The sequence below is a fragment of the Cohnella xylanilytica genome, from assembly GCF_014212175.1.
GTDB classification, from domain to species: Bacteria; Bacillota; Bacilli; order Paenibacillales; family Paenibacillaceae; genus Cohnella; species Cohnella xylanilytica.
The window spans coordinates 14,948-32,831 of record NZ_JACJVR010000059.1; the positions used below are offsets into that span (position 1 = coordinate 14,948).

Genomic DNA, 17,884 nt, shown 5'->3' on the forward strand with positions numbered 1-17,884 from the left:
TCGTCGTCGGTATTTTTATTCTGTTCGTCTTTTTATATCTGGTTTATGCGCTGATCCGTCCCGATAAATTTTGAATCGCCGCCGTTAACCGCCAGAAGGAGGAAGCCCGATGGGGATTTTGCAAATCTTCGTGGTCCTAACGATCTTGATGTTGCTGGTCAAGCCGGTAGGGACCTATGTCTATCACGTTTATTCCAACGAACCGAACCGGACGGACCGGATCTTCGGATGGCTGGAGCGTCTGATTTACCTCCTCATCGGATTGAAGAACCGGGCCGGGATGACTTGGCGCAGGTATGCGCTGAGCTTCCTGCTGACGAATATCGTACTCGTCGCGATCGGCTATCTGCTGCTGAGGATCCAGAGCGCGCTGCCGATGAATCCGAACGGGATCGGCGATATGGAAGAGACGCTGTCGTTCAATACGATCGCGAGCTTCATGACAAATACGAACCTGCAGCATTACAGCGGCGAGACGGGGCTCAGCTACTTCGCCCAGATGGCGGTCATCATGATGATGATGTTCACGTCGGCGGCCACCGGCTTCTCCGTGGCGATCGCCTTCGTCCGCGGCCTCACGAGCAAAGGGAAGACGATAGGCAACTTCTTCGAGGACTTCGTCAAGAGCCATACGCGTATCTTCTTCCCGGCGGCGATCGTCGTGACGCTGCTGCTGGTGGCTCTGCAAGTGCCCCAGACGCTCGACCCGACGCTGACCGTTACGTCGCTGGAAGGCGCGGCGCAGCGGATCGCCATCGGGCCGGTCGCTTCGCTTGAAGCGATCAAGCACTTGGGCACGAATGGCGGCGGCTTCTTCGGAGCCAACTCGGCGCATCCGTTCGAGAACCCGAACGGGCTGACGAACGTCATCGAGATTTTGTCCATGTGGGTGCTGCCCGCCTCGCTGCCTTACGTCTATGGACGGTTCGCGAAAAACCGCAAGCAGGGCTGGGTCGTCTTCGGCGCGATGTTGACGCTGTTCCTCGCGTTCCTCACCATCGCTTATACCTCGGAATTGCGCGGCAATCCGGCTATCAACGCGATGGGCATCGATGCTTCTCAGGGCAGCATGGAGGGCAAGGAGGTCCGCTTCGGAATCGCCCAGTCGGCCTTGTTCACGACGGTCACCGCGGCGGCGACGACGGGAACGGTCAACAACATGCACGATACGCTGACGCCTCTCGGAGGGCTAGTCCCCTTGGCCGAGATGATGCTGAACGTCGTGTTCGGGGGCAAGGGCGTCGGGCTCGTCAACATGCTGATGTACGCCATTCTGGGCGTGTTCTTGTGCGGACTGATGGTCGGGCGCACGCCGGAATTCCTCGGCCGCAAGATCGAGCCGAAGGAGATGAAGCTGATCGCGGCGGCGATTCTCATGCACCCGCTGATTATTCTGGCGCCGACGGCGATCGCCTTCATGACCGATCTCGGCAAGGGGGCCATCAGCAATCCCGGTTATCACGGCATTACCCAGGTGCTGTACGAATATACGTCGTCCGCCGCCAACAACGGTTCCGGATTCGAGGGATTGGCCGACAATACGCCGTTCTGGAACGTCACGACGGGGCTGGTCATGCTGCTCGGACGGTACGTCTCGATGATCGCGATGCTCGCCGTCGCCGGCTCGCTCGTCCGCAAGCAATGGGTGCCCGAGACGATCGGCACGTTCCGGACGGACAACAAGCTGTTCTACGCGATTCTGATCGGAACGGTGCTGATTATCGGAGCGCTGACGTTCCTTCCGGCTATCGTTCTGGGACCGATCGCCGAGCATTTGACTCTCGGATGACGTTACGAATAACACTTGAGGTGAGATGGCCATGGGTACGCAACGCAAATCGATGCTGACCTCCGGGATCGTCCGAAGCGCGATCCGGGACAGCTTCGTCAAATTGAATCCGGCGACAATGATGAAAAATCCGGTTCTGTTCGTCGTCGAGGTCGGAACCTTCATCGTGCTGCTGATGACGATTTTCCCCGTCTACTTCGATACGAAGGACGACATCGGCTTTAACGCGACGGTGTTCCTGATTCTGCTGTTCACGTTGCTGTTCGCGAACTTCGCGGAAGCGCTGGCCGAAGGCCGAGGCAAGGCGCAGGCAAATACGCTGAAAAAGACGAAGAAAGAGGTTCTGGCGAACAAGGTCGTCGGTAACGGGACGAAGACCGTCCCGTCCGTCGAGCTTCGCAAGGGCGACATCGTCGTCGTCTCCCAGGGCGAGATGATTCCCGGGGACGGCGAAGTCGTCGAAGGGATCGCATCGGTGGACGAATCGGCGATCACCGGCGAGTCGGCGCCCGTCATTAAGGAATCGGGCGGGGACTTCAGCTCCGTCACCGGCGGGACGCGCGTCGTCAGCGACCGCATTCTCGTTCGCATCACGGCCGATCCCGGCGAATCGTTCATCGACCGGATGATCTCGCTCGTGGAGGGGGCGAAGCGCCAGAAGACGCCGAACGAACTGGCGCTGAACACGCTGCTAGCCAGCTTGACGCTTATTTTCCTTATCGTCGTCGTGACGCTCGCTCCGATCGCCGATTATTTGAATATCGAGCTTCAAGTGCCGGTGCTGATCTCCTTGCTTGTCTGTCTGATTCCGACGACGATCGGGGGCCTCTTGTCCGCCATCGGCATCGCCGGAATGGATCGGGTCACCCAATTCAACGTGCTGGCGATGTCCGGCAAGGCGGTCGAAGCGGCGGGCGACATCAATACGATGATTCTCGACAAGACCGGCACGATCACGTACGGGAACCGGATGGCCAGCGAGTTCATTCCCGTCGGCGGGGCGACCCGCGAGCGGGTCGCCGAATGGGCGGCCGTCGGGTCCGTCAAGGACGATACGCCGGAAGGCCGATCGGTGCTGGAGTTGATGCGAACGGGCTCGTTCCGTTACGACGATATGGTCGCCGAAGGCGGAGAATTCATCGAATTCAAGGCGGAGACGCGCATGAGCGGCATCGACCTGAAGGACGGGCGGAAGGTGCGCAAGGGCGCGGTCGACGCGGTGAAGAGATGGGTCGCTTCGCAAGGAGGCTCGATTCCAGCCGATCTGGACGCCCGCGGAGAGAGCATCGCCCGCGAAGGAGGAACGCCTCTCGCGGTCGCCGTCGACGCCCGGATCCTTGGGCTGATCTATCTGAAGGATACCGTCAAGCCCGGCATGCGAGAGCGGTTCGAGCAATTGCGCCGGATGGGGATCAAGACGATCATGTGCACCGGCGACAACCCGCTCACCGCGGCCACGATCGCTCTCGAGGCGGGCGTCGACGACTTCATCGCGGAGAGCAAGCCGGAGGACAAGATCGCGGTCATTCGCCGCGAGCAAGCCGAAGGGAAGCTCGTCGCCATGACCGGCGACGGCACGAACGACGCGCCGGCGCTCGCCCAAGCCGACGTCGGGCTGGCGATGAACAGCGGCACGGCCGCCGCGAAGGAAGCGGCCAACATGGTCGATCTGGACTCCGATCCGTCCAAGATCATCGAAGTCGTCGCCATCGGCAAGCAGCTGCTCATGACGAGAGGAGCGCTGACCACGTTCAGCATCGCCAACGACGTCGCCAAGTATTTCGCCATCATCCCGGCGATGTTCACTCTTGCCATCCCCGAGATGCGCGTTCTGAACGTGATGGGGCTCGGAACGCCGATGTCGGCGATCCTGTCGGCGTTGATCTTCAACGCCATCATCATCCCGCTGCTCATCCCGCTCGCGATGAAGGGCGTATCCTACAAGCCGCTCCGCGCATCGAAGCTGCTCGGGCGCAATATCGCCATCTACGGGCTCGGCGGAATGATCGTCCCGTTCGTCGGCATCAAGCTGATCGATCTGGTCGTTCATTTGTGGGTATAACGAACCCGACCTAACTTTAATCCGAAGAAAGAAGGCTATCGCAATGAATCAGACCACCGAACATCCGGGTCCGTCGGCCGGTTCTTCCGCCTGGATCGCCTTGCGGGCCGGCTTCGTCTTCATCGTGCTGTGCGGCATCGCTTACCCGCTGCTGTGTACCGGCCTGGCGCAATGGTTCATGCCCGGCCAAGCGAACGGCAGCTTGATCCGGGACGCGTCCGGCCAGACGGTCGGCTCGGAGCTGATCGGCCAGTCGTTCGCGGACCCTCGCTACTTCCAGGGCCGCGTATCCAGCATCGATTACAAAGCGGAAGCGTCGGGCTCGAACAACTACGGGCCGTCCAATCCGGACCTGCTGAAGCGGACGCAAGACTCGATCGAAGCCTGGAAGCAGGCGAACCCCGGCGTCCCCATCTCCGAACTGCCGATCGACCTCATCACCAACTCCGGCTCCGGTCTGGATCCGCATATTTCGCCGGAATCGGCCGCCGTGCAAGTGCCGCGGATCGCCAGGCTGACGGGCATCGCCGAGGACGATCTGCGGAAGCTGGTCGACAAGCATACGGAAGGGCGGGACCTCGGGCTCTTCGGCGAGCCGAGGGTCAACGTGCTGAAGCTGAACCTGGACTTGAAGTCGCTCCTGACGGAATAGAACTTGCGAACATGCACGGACCCAATCTTGCCTCGCTCGCGGGATGGGGTTCCGCGCGCGCCAGGGAGGAGGGTCGACGCGATGACGGAATTCCGCCGCAAGACGCCGGAAGAGCTGCTGTACTCGATAAGGAAGGCGAGAATGGGAAGGTTGAAAATCGTGATCGGCTCCGCAAGCGGCGCGGGGAAGACGTACCATATGCTGCAGGAAGGCCATACGTTGAAGGCGAAAGGCATCGACGTCGTCGTCTGCGCCGCGTCCGCCGCGCTGCGGCCGGAGACGGATCGACAGATCGGCGATCTGGAACGGATGGCGGGCATTCCCTGGACGCGGGACGGCGTTCCGCAGGAGGATCTGGACCTCGAAGCGTTGGTCGCCCGCGACCCGGAAGTCGCGCTCGTGGACGGATTAGCCCACCGCAATCGGGAAGGGGCCCGGTTCCCCGCGCGGCTGGACGACATTCAATATTTGCTCAGCCGCGGAATAAGCGTTATTACGACGATCAACGTCTACGAGCTGGACGGGGTCGACGACGTTGCGTATAAACTGACGGGCATCAAAGTCCGGGATACGGCGCCTTCCCACACGCTGGAGCTGGCGGACGAAGTTCGCCTCATCGACGTGACGCCAGAGACGATTCTGGAACGGCTGTCCGGCGAACCGATCGAACGGGGGAAATCCAGGCTGCTGATGCGCGGCAATCTCGCCAAGCTGCGGGAGCTGTCGCTTCGCCTCGTCGCGAGCGGAGTCAACGACTCGCTCGAGAAGCATCGCGAGGAGCTCGGCCTGCAGGGGCCTTCGGGCGCGTCGGAGCGCATTCTCGTCGCGACGCAATACCACTGGAACGGGTCCATCTACGTCCGACGCGGGCAGCAGATCGCCAAGCGGCTGGGCGGCGATCTGCGCATCGTCTCGTTCGTCCGGCCGAAGAGCCCGTTGACGAAGGAAGCCGCGGCGTTCAAGCGTTCGATCCTGCAGCTGGCAGACAAGGTGGAAGGAACGTTCGAGGAAGTGGGCGTTCCTTCCCGTAGAGCGATTCCTCGAGCGTTAGCGAACTACGCGGTCGAACACAAGATTACGAGGATCGTCCTGGGGCATTCCAGGGAGAGCCGCTGGCAGGAGCTGCGGAAGGGCTCCGTCGCAGGCGGACTCGTCAAGCGCATCCGCAATACGGACCTCTTCTTCGTGGCCGACCGCGCGCGGACGGAGGGCGAGCGGATTCTTCCGACCCGGACCCGAAGCGGGGACAGACCCGAGCCGTACAGGAGACTTAGCGAGACCGAGCTGGAAGCTGCGATCGAACGAATCCGGCGGGGCAAATTCAAGCTGTACGTCGGGGCGGCTCCGGGCGTCGGCAAGACGTACGCGATGCTTCGGGAAGGCAACGAACTGCTGAAGCGAGGCATCGACGTCATGATCGGCTTGCTGGAGACGCATGGCCGGGCAGAGACGCTCGCTCAGGCTGGCGAGCTGCGGACGATCCCCCGTCTCCAGACCGTCTACATGGGAAGCAAGCTCGAAGAGATGGATACCGATGCGATTATCAAGCGCAACCCGGAAGTCGTGCTGATCGACGAACTGGCACACGCGAACGTCCCGGGAAGCTCTCGCCGGAAGCGGTACGAAGACGTGCTGGCCATCCTGAACGCCGGCATCTCCGTCATCTCGACGTTGAACGTGCAGCATCTGGAGAGCCTCAACGACTCCGTCGAACAGATCACCGGCATCCGCGTCCGGGAGACGGTCCCGGACAGCCTGATCCGCTTGGCCGACGAGGTGCAGCTGATCGACGTCGCGCCGGAAGCCCTCCAGCAGCGAATGAAGGAGGGCAAAATCTACGACCGAAGCAAGATCGACCAAGCGCTGAGCCGCTTCTTCAAGCTGGGGAACCTGATCGCGCTGCGGGAGCTGGCGCTTCGGGAGATCGCCGACGACGTCGACGAACGTCTGGAAGCGTGGGATCGAAGCGAATCCCTTCGCGGACCTTGGAGGAGGGAAGAGGTCATCTTCGTGGCGGTGACGACAAGCGGCAATGCGGAGCGTCTCATCCGCCGCGGCTTCCGGATCGCGAACCGGCTGAAGGCGGCTTGGCGCGTCTCATACGTGCACGCGGAGCGGTCGCTTCCGGAAGCTCTGGCAGGGCGCCTGGAGAAGCTGAAGGAACTGACCGTTCGACTTGGCGGCGCGTTCGAGGTCGAATGCGCCGGGCATCGGAGGCAGATCGCTGTCCGGTTGATCCGCCAAGCCGACGAAGCGAAGGCGACCCAGATGATCGTCGGCCAATCGGCCCGCGGATGGCTATCTACGCTATGGAGAGGATCTGTCGTAGGCGGAATATTGCGCCATGCCCGACACATGGACGTTCTGATCGTCGCGGATTTCGATTCCATTGTCAGACAATAAGGCTAAGCGAGAGATTGCTTATAATAGTCGAATCCACGGGCAAGAAAACGCCCCTGTATTCGCTTACACTCATTCAAAACTTCTCAGGCGAGGCGAAATCGGCGGAAATGCGGTTTTACAGGAACGGCACGGCGGCGTTATGATCGTCTCATCCCATCCATCGCTTAATTTTCCATAGGAAAAACGGGGGAACCAACGGAACGCCAAGACCGGCGTTCAGGGGTGAATCGGCGTTAGAACCATCTGTCGCCGTAGGGCTACTCGCGCGGCCCGAATCCGTCAGCTAACCTCGTAAGCGTCGCATGAGAGGTGAGATCGCTTGGGTTGATTTTCGGACCGCAAGGGTTTCCTTGCGGTTTTTTGCTGCGCGAAGATAAGGGCGGGGGAGGCGTAGAACCTGCATAGATCGCGTATGGAAGGGTAAAGGATATGCATAATCGAATTTTGACGAAAAGCGGTGAAGGCCCTTGTTCTCCAATCTTAAACGGTTATTGATCGGCCGGCCGCTGAAGTCCGCGGAGCTCGGCGAGCAGAAGCTCACCAAGACCAAGGCGCTCGCCATTCTCTCTTCGGACGCCTTGTCCTCCGTCGCTTACGGCCCGGAACAAATTCTGATCGTGCTGATTACGGTCGGCATCGCGGCGTTCTGGTACTCGATTCCGATCGGCATCGGCGTCTTGGTTCTCTTGATCGCCCTTATTCTGTCCTACCGGCAGATCATCTACGCCTACCCGCACGGCGGAGGGGCCTACGTCGTATCCAAGGAGAACCTCGGGAAGATTCCGGGACTCGTGGCCGGCGGCTCGCTGCTGGTCGATTACATTCTGACGGTCGCCGTCAGCGTGTCGGCGGGCACGGACGCGATAACATCTGCGTTCCCAAGCTTGCACGCGTATACGGTGCCGATCGCGGTCGTCTTCGTCGTTCTGATTACGCTTCTGAATCTGCGCGGCGTAACGGAATCGGCATCCATCCTGGCTTACCCGGTCTATTTGTTCGTCCTGGCGTTGTTTATTCTGATCGGCGCCGGCCTGTACAAGATCGCGACCGGCGGAATTCCCGCCGACATGCATGCGCCGGTCGGCACGCCGGTAGCGGGCATTAGCCTGTTCCTTCTGCTGCGGGCGTTCGCTTCGGGAAGCTCGGCGCTGACCGGCGTAGAGGCCATCTCCAACGCGATCCCGAACTTCAAGGAGCCGGCGCCGCGCAACGCGGCGAAGACGCTGCTCGCGATGGGAGGCCTGCTGGCCGTTCTGTTCTCCGGAATCGTGTATCTGGCCTATTATTACGGGGTTACGCCCAAGGAAGAGGTCACCGTCGTCTCCCAAATCGCCGAGACGACGTTCGGCCGGAACTTCCTGTACTTCTTCATCCAAGGAACGACGGCGCTCATCCTGATTCTCGCCGCGAATACCGGGTATTCGGCGTTCCCTCTGCTTGCGGTCAATCTCGCCAAGGACCGGTTCATCCCGCGCATGTTCATGGTTCGCGGCGACCGGCTCGGCTATTCGAACGGAATCATCATGCTGGGCGTGCTGTCGATCGTCCTGATCGTCGCCTTCAAGGGGAAGACCGAGCATCTCATTCCGCTGTACGCCGTCGGCGTGTTCATTCCGTTCACGCTGTCGCAGACGGGCATGATTCTGAAGTGGCTGCGCGAGAAGCCGGCCGGTTGGGCCGGGAAGCTGGCGGCGAACGCGCTGGGCGCGTTGATCAGCTTGACGGTCACCGTCATGTTCTTCCTGACCAAGTTCGCCCAGGTTTGGCCGGTGCTCGTATTCCTGCCGCTCATTCTCTACCTGTTCCACCGGATCAACAAGCACTTCGTCGCGGTCGGGGAACAGCTTCGCCTGACCACCTGCGAACCGCCGGTTCCGATCGAGGGCAACGTCATCGTCCTGCCCGTGGCGGGCATCACGCACGTAGTCGAGCATTCCGTCAACTACGCCAAGTCGCTGAAGGCGGACCAGATTATCGCGGTGTACATTCCGTTCGAGAGGGAAGAGGAGGCGGTCTTCGAGGAGAAGTGGAAGAGGTGGATGCCGGACGTTCGGCTCGTCACTCTGCATTCCCCGTACCGCAGCATCATTCAGCCGCTGATGAAGTTCATCGACACGGTGGAGCGCAAGGCGCGGGAGAACCATTACCAGGTGACGGTCATTATCCCGCAGTTCATCCCGAAGAAGGGGTGGCACAACTTCCTGCACAACCAGACGAGCTTCGTCATTCGGGCCACGCTGCTGTACCGGAAGGACGTGATCGTGACGACGGTTCCGTATCATTTGAAGAAGTAGCGAATGAGGCAGAGGAAAAAGAAGAGGCGGATCCAACGTCATTCGTCTGACGCCGGATCCGCCTCTTCGATCTCGCTTCGTTAGCTGCTCGATTCCTCCGTCTCCGGAAGCCGGACCTCGAGCTCGGCCAAGTAATTGGACGTGACCGTCGTCCTCGGCTTGTTGAACTCGAATTCGGCCGATTCTCCCCAAGTGCCGACGAAGTTCAGCCGGATCTCCATCTCGTACGGATCGTGTCCTTCCGGCAGCCATCTCGCGGTCGCTTTGTACTTGCCGAGCGGAATGTCGCCGATGCCGAGACCGCCGTCGACGGGACCGATTTTCTTGACGATCGTCTCTCCGTCGCTGCCGTCCATCAGCTTGCCGATCGGAGTCAGCGTCAATTCCAGATCCTCGATCTTGAAGTCCGGACGGCCGAGCTCCCAGGTAACCCAAGAGTACACGAAGATTTGACCGGTCAAGCCTTTCATCGTGAAATTGCGGACGGCTCCGTCCTTCCCCGAGAACGCCTTGTTCGGGTTGGACTCGAGATGGAACGTGAACGTCTGGCCGTTAAAGGTGGCGGTGACGTCCGCGGTCATGTTGTAGGTCGCTCCCTCGCGCGGAAGCTCGATCCGGTAGAAGCCGTTCGCGTCGGTCACGCCGATCGTATTGCTGTCGTAATACTGCGTGTTGTCGGCGAACACTTCGGCGCCTGGCACCGGCTTGCCGTCCTTCGTGCGCACATAGCCTTTGACGACGTAGGGCTCGGCTATGTCGTTGGCGGGATTGGTCGTTCCCGAATTCGAATTGCCCGAATTGGAATTGCCGGCATTCGAGTTCCCGGAATTCGAATTGCCGGAGTTCGAGCTGCCCGGGTTGGCCGTACCCGAGCCCTCTTCGATCTTGATCGTCGTGATGCCGCCGGAAGAGGAGAACGAGACGCCGTATCCGCTGTTCTCCGCGAGGAAGCGCAGCGGAATAAGCGTGTTCCCGTTCACGATCTGGGCCGGGGTATCCAGGGCGACGTTCTGCCCGTTCACCTTCGCGGTGTTGCTATTTATGGTCAGTTCGATCGTCAAGCCTTCCTTGGTGCCGATGGCTTGCTGCTTAGCGCCGACCCACTTCACCGTGAACCCGAGCGTCTCGAAGATTTTACGGAAGGGGACCAGCGTCGTGCCGTTCTTGATAATCGGCTTGCCGCCGGAGAACGCGATTTCATTCCCCTTGAACAGAACATGGATGTTGGATTGGGTATTGCCTCCAGGAGCGGGCTTCGGATCCGTCGTCGCGACGGGGCCGTTCGATCCGGTATTCGTGCCGGAACCCGAAGATCCGTTGGAACCGTTCGACGGCGAAGGCGAAGGAGACGGTTGCGGTTCTTGAGCAGGCTGAGGCGAAGGAGTCGGCTCCGGTGTCGGGCTAGGCGTCGGCGAAGGAGTCGGCGTCGGCGAAGGAGCGGGAGATGGGGTGCCGGCGGTTCCGGACGGTTCTGTCGATCCTTCCGCCGTCCAAGGGCTCTTGTACTTGATCGGCTTGGAGACGATCGTGCCTTGCGGCGTCTCGATCTCGAGCACGTAGTACTGCGTTTCCTTGATCGTGCCGTTATTGCTGGCGTAAAGATCGAACGTGAGGTTGCCCTGGAATTCGCCGACCGGCGTGTTCAGATCCTTGGTGAATCCGGGGTTGACGACGTTCTGATCCTGTTTGATCCCGAGCAGCCAACCGGTCGTGACGCGATTCGTTCTCCAGACGCCTTGGCTGTTGTCCTTCCCGTACGAATCCGTGGAACGAAGAACGACGGATTTGATGACGGTCTTCTGCTTCAGCTGGAGCTCCAGCTTGAAATGGCCGTCCTTGTTGCCTTCCGGCGTGAAGTCGGCGGCTCCGACGACGTCGGACGCCGTATCCAGCAGGCTGAACGAGCGAATGGAGACGCCCTCGGGTTCGGTCTCGCCGAACGCCGCCGCGATGCTGCCGGCGGCCAGGCTTCCGGCCAATACCGAGCTCAAGACGGCAAATTTGATCGATTTGTGCATGTTGGACACAGGAAGAATCCTCCTCGACGCGATTGAATGTTTGACATTTTCTATGTAATCATCCGCAAGGTCATTTTAATAGTGACCTCGGTCAATGACCGGTCACCGTTCTGGTCATGAGGCGGACCCCCGATCGATAGGACTCGGTAACCCGGGGCATCCTTCCGCGGAACCGGATCGAGCAGGCGAATTTTGCCTTGTTGGCTATCCCCTCCGCGAGTAAAATGAGGTTGAACGATCGCAGGCGAACAACACTACATAAGGATGTGGAATCATGGATTTCAAGCCGTTATCCGGATTGATCGACCGCCTTACCTCGTGGCGCATTCCATGGGCGGAGGTCGTCGTCGTTCACCGCAACGAGACGGTGTTCCGCTATCGAAGCGGCTATGTCGATCTGGAGGAGAAGATTCCGATCGACGACGGGCGGATCCTCAACATTTACTCGATGACGAAGATTTTGACTTGTACGGCCGCGCTGCGGCTGGTCGAGCAGGGCAAGATGCTTCTGAACGATCCGCTCTCGGCATATCTTCCCGAATTTGCCGAGATGACGGTGCGGAAGACGCTTCCGGACGGAGGCGTCGAGATCGACCGGGCGAAGAGGGCGATCCGGGTGCGGGACCTGTTCGCGATGACGGCGGGATTCTCGTACGATATAGGTTCGCCTTCCCTGCGCGAAGCGGTCGAACGAACGCAGGGCAAGGTGCCGACCCGAGAGTTCGCCAAGGCTCTGGCGAAGGAGCCGCTGCTGTTCGAGCCGGGTACCCGTTGGGCCTACAGCTTGTGCCATGACGTGCTCGGGGCGCTCGTGGAGGCGGTGGACGGCCGGAAGTTCGGCGATTACGTGAGAGAGGAGATTACCGGGCCGCTCGGGATGAACGACACGGGCTTCGATCTGACGGACGAGCAGCGCGGCCGGCTGGCCCCTCAATACGAATACGACGACGTCCTGGGCAAGCCCGTTCGCAAGGACGTGAACGGCTTCCGGCTCGGCTCGGAATTCGAGAGCGGCGGGGCGGGACTTCTGTCGACCGTAAGCGATTACGTCCGATTCCTGAATACGCTTACGAATCGGGGGACGAGTCCGGACGGCGTCCGCATTCTGTCTCCGGCTTCCGTCGATCTGATGAGGACCGACCATCTGACCGAAGCCATGCGCGCCGATTACGGCTGGGAACAGCTGGCCGGGTACGGCTACGGGCTCGGCGTCCGGACGCACGTCTCGAAGGCGGCCAGCGGTTCGCTGAGTCCGCTCGGCGAATTCGGCTGGAGCGGCGCGGCCGGCTGTCTCGCGATTATCGATCCCGAGTCGCAGCTTACGGTTATGTACGCCCAGCACATGCTGAACAACCAGGAGCCCTACGTTCATCCGCGGGTGAGGAATACCGTCTACGGCTGCCTGTAAAATTCTCTAGTTCGTTAAGCCCTTGGACTGCCGTCCAAGGGCTATTGCTATTCAATCCATAACCGTGGAGGATTATTGACATAGTAGATCGAAAGACTAGGTAACACGAACTAGTTACTTTTAACCGTTTATGAATAGTTGGAGGGAATGAGTTTTGGAATTTTTATTTATATGGTTCAAAGAACACTTCTTGTTCGACCGGCAAGGCTTTCAGTTAAGCGGCGAATTCCGATTTGACTACGATATGGAGAATGGCACGCTTGCGGTATCGAGAAATCCGCTTTATGTCGACGGGTTCTATCGACTTGGCAACGACTCCCGTCAAGCCGTCATAACCAACATAACGGCGGTGATTGGACGCAACGGAGCCGGAAAGTCAACATTTCTCAACTTCATTAAGAAATATCTGGTTCCTGCGCAAGGGCTCGATTTTAAGGATGCACTCGTTGTATACCGGCATGGCGAAGAGCACGTCGTATTGTATGACGGCAAAGACTTAGAGGTTAACGTGGTTAAAGAAGATGCCGCGATTCCGGATTTTATGATTCGCAAAAACTCCGAACCGAAGCCTTACCGGTCCGACACATCCTTTATTTTTTTCTCTAATATCCTGGACCTTAGCGCAGAGGAGAACCTGAACGATTATTACAACCTGTCGACCAATTATCTTATCAAGGGCGACAAGAGGAATCGGGTCGAAAGGCATTTCGATCATGGGGATCAGAGCGAGATCGACGTGCATCGAATCGAAGAGATCAACCGCCAGGTCATCTTCGTCCATGATTACGAAACGAAGTTCAAAGAATAAGCTATCCATTCGTATCCCTAGCGAGCTTCAGATCGTTCCTATCGAATCGGACGATCCCAAGAATATGATGCTGGGTCCGTATGAAGAGATCTATCGTCAAATCATGTACAGGCTGATCGACAGCAAAACAAGAACTCGTCAACGACTGGATAAATCCAATGCAACGGACAACTATATTTTGAACACAATGCGTAAAAATCTGTTTTATGACCGCGTTTATACTGCCGTTGTTCAAAGCTTCTTCAAAGACTTGGCCCTTTATACGAATCATCCTGTTGTGGATCCTAAAGAACTGGCAGACGCATTCAATCAACATCCGGATGCTGACGTACTGGATTCAATCGATCATATGTTCAATATGCTTAGGCGGCGCAGCCAACGATACGAAAATGATCGTATTTATAGATGGGTATCGGCCATCCTCGACGTGTTGGAACTCATTCATAAATACGTGGAGAGTCGACCGAGTTGGACCGATCCCGTCGTAAGCATCCCGGTCCAATCGGATTCGCTCGAGAACAGCGATTCCTACGTCTTCGTTCAAAAATACAGGGATTCTTTTCACGCATATCCTTATCTCGACTTCGATTGGAACGGGTTAAGCACCGGAGAGAAATCGTTCCTGAATATGTTCTCGAGATTGTACACGAGATCGGACAGTCAAGTGTTCGGTTCCAACGAGAAGCTAGCCGATCATGTCGTTCTACTGATCGACGAAGGCGAATTGTATTTTCACCCGGAGTGGCAAAGACAGTTCGTCTATAACTTGATCCGCTTTCTCGGCGTCGCATACGGGCGGCAGCGCGGTCCGCAAAGAAAGATTCAGGTTATTCTGACGTCGCATTCCCCGTTTATCTTATCCGATATGCCAAACTATAACGTCAATTACGTCAGCGGAGGGGATGGAGGCTCGATCGTCACGACGGGGCTGGAGGAAGATCGGCAGACGTTCGCGGCGAACATTCATACGCTGTTTATGGATTCCTTCTATATGGAGAACGGAACGATAGGCGAAGTCGCTCGAATCAAAATCGACCATTTGCTTCGCGATTTATTCAAATCCAAAAATGTGAAGCCCGAGGACAGAAAGCGGATGAAAAAAACAATCGATCTGATCGGCGAAGTCGTCATCCGCCGCAAACTAATCGAAATCTACGAAGAGAAGTTCGGGAGAGAAGACGGTCATGATTAAAATTACGGTTGCGAAGAGCGCGCTTCGGAATCTCGAACGGCGACATTATGATTATTTTCGTACGCAAGGTCCTAAAGTTGTCCGTGGAGCTCCCTTTATCACTTACGAACAGCTGCTTGAAGATACGTATAACTCCTTACAGGCAGGCCATGCCTGGAAGCCCTTGTTTAAAATTCTGTACGACGAAAGAGAGACGATTTTAAAAGGAGAACCCGATCTTTTGGAAGCGGTCGTGAAGCGAATTGAGTCTTTGCCCGCTTCGGTCGTCCAGGATCTTAAGAATAGCAAACACCTGTTGCACAAGTTGGTTAACAAGATCTTTAATTATGATTCCTTCATAGGACGTTCCCCCAATGGATGGGGAGCCTACACCTTGACGCAGGAACTCAAGGTTGATGTATGCCCTTATTGCAACCGTCAGTTCATTTCGACTTACTATTCGAAAGGCGGAAAGACGAGAGCGGCGCTCGATCATTTCTGGGACAAGACAACCCACCCTTATCTGGCCATTTCGTTCTATAACCTGATTCCAAGCTGTACCGTCTGCAATTCCTCGTTCAAGGGCAAGAAGCCGTTCTCCTTAAGCGACAATATTCACCCTTATCTCGAGGGATTCGGACAAGACGTGAAGTTCAAAACCGGACTTAAACTGAATAAGGACAAATCCGGAAAGCTCATTGTTACGGATGCTCGAACTTTGATGGGTAAAAACAAACACTTCAAAATCGAGTTGGTAACATGCGGAACGCCCGACTTCAATCGGCGGGCAAAGGCCAACATCAAGGCATTTAAACTGGAGGAGCTTTACGAACTGCACAAGGATTACGTATGCGAGATGCTGACCAAAGCGCAAGCTTACCCGGACAGCCGGTTAAAAGAACTATCCTCCAAACCTTATCAAAGATTGTTTCCCAAAAAGGAAGACGTTAAAAAAATGGTGATCGGCAATTATTTAGAAGATGCGGAATTGGGGAAAAGGGTTATGGCGAAGTTCATGAGAGATCTGGCGGAAGAATACGGCATGCTCTAAGCGATACGAATTGGATTGGGAATACATCATTGACATATCGAGAATCGTCGATATATAATCGGAACCATGGAACCCATCGAAGTGTTCAAAGCGCTGTCCAACGAGTCGCGAGTCCAGATTCTGCAATGGCTGAAGGAGCCGACTCTTCATTTTAAGCCCCATGAAGGGATTGATATGACGGAAGTCGGGGTGTGCGTGAGCCAGGTGACCGACAAGCTGAACATGACGCAGTCCACGGCGTCGCAATATTTATCGTTGCTTCAGCGGGCGGGGCTGATCACGACGAAGAGGATCGGCAAGTTTACGTATTACCGGCGCGACGAAGAAGCGATCCGCAAGCTCGCGGACTTCATCAAGCTGGAGCTGTAAGGGGGCAACTGAGTTCTCGGTCACCCGGAATTCAGGTTGCTTTTCGACTCAATATATCGACAATTCTCAATATGTAAATATAAAATCGAGGCGCGGTGCGTTTCCGATGTCGAATTGCGCCCCAACATATCGTCATATTGTGAAATGTCTTTATATAAGATTATCCAAACAGGAGTGAAATTCATGTTCGCAAGTTGGAAAGTGTACGTCCTCGCAATCGTTACCTTCCTGGTGGGCACGTCGGAATATATCGTGTCCGGCATTCTCGACCGCTTGTCCGAATCGTTCGGCGTCACGTTGGCGACGGCGGGACAGCTGATCACGATCTTCTCGCTCGTCTACGGCATCTGCACCCCGGTTCTGATGGCCTTGACCGCGCGCGTCGACAGACGCCGGCTCATGGTCGGCGCGCTCGGCGTGTTCGTCCTCTCCAATCTTATGGCCTTCGTCCTGCCCGGATACGGACTCTTCGTCGTTGCCCGGGTCTTCATGGCTCTCGGGGCCGGCACCGTCGTCGTTACCGCCTTGAACATCGCCGCCAAGATCGCCCCCGAAGGGAGAAGGGCGGGAGCCATCGCGACCGTGGTCATGGGCTTCACGGCTTCGCTCATCGTCGGCGTTCCGCTGGGACGAATCATGGCCGACGCGTTCGGCTGGAAGTCCGTCTTCATCGGCATCGCGGCTCTCGGGTTGGTCGCGATGGCCGTCATCCAACGCTCCGTTCCGAAGCTGGAAGGGGATGCTCCCATTCCTCTGGCCAAGCAGCTCGCCTTGCTGCGCAAGCCGAAGGTCGCTCTGGGCTTATCGATTACGTTCTTCTGGCTCGGAGGCTATTCGATCGCCTACACGTACTTGTCGCCCTACCTGGTGAGCGTGTCGGGAATCCAGGATGCCCATGTCAGCGGCGTGCTTCTCGCATTCGGTCTAGCCAGCCTCGTCGGTTCGAAAACAGGGGGCTTCGTCACGGATCGATGGGGCGTCCGTCCGACTCTGCTGGGCGGCATGGTTCTCCATGCCGTCATGCTGCTCGCGCTGACCCTGATGACGAATTCCGTCGTCGGCGTCATCTTGGCGCTGGTTCTGTGGTCGATCTCGGCATGGTCTACCGGGCCGACCCAGCAATATCACCTGACGACGATCGAACCGGAGGCTTCCGGCGTCATGCTCGGGCTCAACCAATCGATGATGCAGCTGTCCATGGCGGCGGGAGCCGCGATCGGCGGAGCGGCCGTCGATCGAATCTCGCTGGAATCGATCACTTGGCTGGGAGCGGGGGGCGTAGCCGTCGCGATCGCAGCGGCCCTGTTGCTTTTCCGTTATGGAAGGATGCGCAGCGTATCGAACAAAGCTATGTGAGAGTCTGATCAGACGCTTAATCGGGTTTTTTGGGAGTAATTTGAGAGAACCGTTTAATAGACTCCTCTTGCAGGCCGGTTCGACCGCAATCGACCGGCACTATGGAATGCGGGGGAGAAGCCGACAGTGCATACGCAAGAGACAGGAAGATCGACGCCGAGGGCGAACGCGGAGGTCGCGCTCGGGGATCCGAGCTCGGCAGGCGCCGGGTGGGAGCGGGTCGAGAACCATTGGAGAGAGCTCGCGGGAGAGCCTTGGTTCATCGGCGATCTGTACGCCGCGCTGGCCAAGCGGTTCGTCCGAAGCGTCCGCATCGAAGACCCGGACTCCTTCTACCGGGCGACCGGCCAGGGCGGGGTTCTGTACTTGGCGAACCATCAGAATCTGTTGGAGTCGCTGTTCTTCACGACGGTGATGACGGCGCTGACGAACAACCGGATCGGCACGATGATCAAGATCTGGATCGCGAGGAGCATTGGATCGGCCGGCTTCTGACGGACGCG

General features: G+C 57.8%; 13 protein-coding genes and 1 riboswitch. Of the genes, 12 read left to right on the forward strand and 1 reads right to left on the reverse strand.

Going from position 1 to position 17,884, the window contains the following annotated elements; all coding sequences use genetic code 11:
• Positions 1 to 109: 109 nt before the first annotated feature.
• The 5 genes from kdpA to kimA all read left to right on the forward strand — a co-directional run bounded on the left by kdpA (position 110) and on the right by kimA (position 9,200).
• The gene (gene kdpA, locus H7B90_RS15205) at positions 110 to 1,789 is read left to right on the forward strand and encodes a potassium-transporting ATPase subunit KdpA (RefSeq protein ID WP_221482057.1); all 1,680 of its coding nucleotides are present in this window, start codon (positions 110 to 112) and stop codon (positions 1,787 to 1,789) included.
• A gap of 31 nt (positions 1,790 to 1,820) precedes the next feature.
• Positions 1,821 to 3,851, forward strand: a complete 2,031-nt coding sequence (kdpB, locus tag H7B90_RS15210) for a potassium-transporting ATPase subunit KdpB (protein ID WP_185136745.1) — start codon at positions 1,821 to 1,823, stop codon at positions 3,849 to 3,851.
• Positions 3,852 to 3,894: 43 nt separating this feature from the next.
• Positions 3,895 to 4,503: a potassium-transporting ATPase subunit KdpC gene (gene kdpC / locus H7B90_RS15215; protein WP_185136746.1), complete on the forward strand. Its 609-nt coding sequence runs from the start codon at positions 3,895 to 3,897 to the stop codon at positions 4,501 to 4,503.
• A gap of 81 nt (positions 4,504 to 4,584) precedes the next feature.
• A complete protein-coding gene (locus tag H7B90_RS15220) occupies positions 4,585 to 6,906 on the forward strand; it encodes a universal stress protein (RefSeq protein ID WP_185136747.1) in 2,322 nt (773 codons plus the stop codon).
• Between the two features lie 151 nt (positions 6,907 to 7,057).
• A riboswitch (cyclic di-AMP (ydaO/yuaA leader) is annotated at positions 7,058 to 7,220 on the forward strand.
• 153 nt (positions 7,221 to 7,373) lie between these two features.
• The gene (kimA, locus tag H7B90_RS15225; RefSeq protein ID WP_185136748.1) at positions 7,374 to 9,200 is read left to right on the forward strand and encodes a potassium transporter KimA; all 1,827 of its coding nucleotides are present in this window, start codon (positions 7,374 to 7,376) and stop codon (positions 9,198 to 9,200) included.
• Between the two features lie 80 nt (positions 9,201 to 9,280).
• Here kimA and H7B90_RS15230 read toward each other — a convergent pair whose 3' ends face one another.
• Positions 9,281 to 11,218: a copper amine oxidase N-terminal domain-containing protein gene (locus H7B90_RS15230; RefSeq protein WP_260411059.1), complete on the reverse strand. Its 1,938-nt coding sequence runs from the start codon at positions 11,216 to 11,218 to the stop codon at positions 9,281 to 9,283.
• Between the two features lie 274 nt (positions 11,219 to 11,492).
• Here H7B90_RS15230 and H7B90_RS15235 point away from each other — a divergent pair, with 274 nt between their 5' ends.
• From H7B90_RS15235 to H7B90_RS15265, 7 genes are all read left to right on the forward strand, one after another.
• On the forward strand, positions 11,493 to 12,626 hold the full coding sequence (locus tag H7B90_RS15235) for a serine hydrolase domain-containing protein (protein ID WP_185136750.1): 1,134 nt from the start codon (positions 11,493 to 11,495) through the stop codon (positions 12,624 to 12,626).
• Between the two features lie 154 nt (positions 12,627 to 12,780).
• A complete protein-coding gene (locus H7B90_RS15240) occupies positions 12,781 to 13,434 on the forward strand; it encodes an ATP-binding cassette domain-containing protein (protein ID WP_185136751.1) in 654 nt (217 codons plus the stop codon).
• A 64-nt stretch (positions 13,435 to 13,498) separates the two neighbouring features.
• Entirely contained in the window at positions 13,499 to 14,626 is a 1,128-nt protein-coding gene (locus H7B90_RS15245; protein ID WP_185136752.1) for an AAA family ATPase, read from the forward strand.
• Complete coding sequence (locus H7B90_RS15250; RefSeq protein WP_185136753.1) at positions 14,619 to 15,656, forward strand: hypothetical protein; 1,038 nt, start codon at positions 14,619 to 14,621, stop codon at positions 15,654 to 15,656. The genes H7B90_RS15245 and H7B90_RS15250 overlap by 8 nt, the downstream gene beginning before the upstream one ends.
• A 66-nt stretch (positions 15,657 to 15,722) precedes the next feature.
• The gene (locus H7B90_RS15255; RefSeq protein ID WP_185136754.1) at positions 15,723 to 16,025 is read left to right on the forward strand and encodes an ArsR/SmtB family transcription factor; all 303 of its coding nucleotides are present in this window, start codon (positions 15,723 to 15,725) and stop codon (positions 16,023 to 16,025) included.
• Positions 16,026 to 16,208: 183 nt separating this feature from the next.
• The gene (locus H7B90_RS15260; RefSeq protein ID WP_185136755.1) at positions 16,209 to 17,381 is read left to right on the forward strand and encodes an MFS transporter; all 1,173 of its coding nucleotides are present in this window, start codon (positions 16,209 to 16,211) and stop codon (positions 17,379 to 17,381) included.
• A 126-nt stretch (positions 17,382 to 17,507) separates the two neighbouring features.
• A complete protein-coding gene (locus H7B90_RS15265; protein ID WP_185136756.1) occupies positions 17,508 to 17,876 on the forward strand; it encodes a hypothetical protein in 369 nt (122 codons plus the stop codon).
• Positions 17,877 to 17,884: the final 8 nt, after the last annotated feature.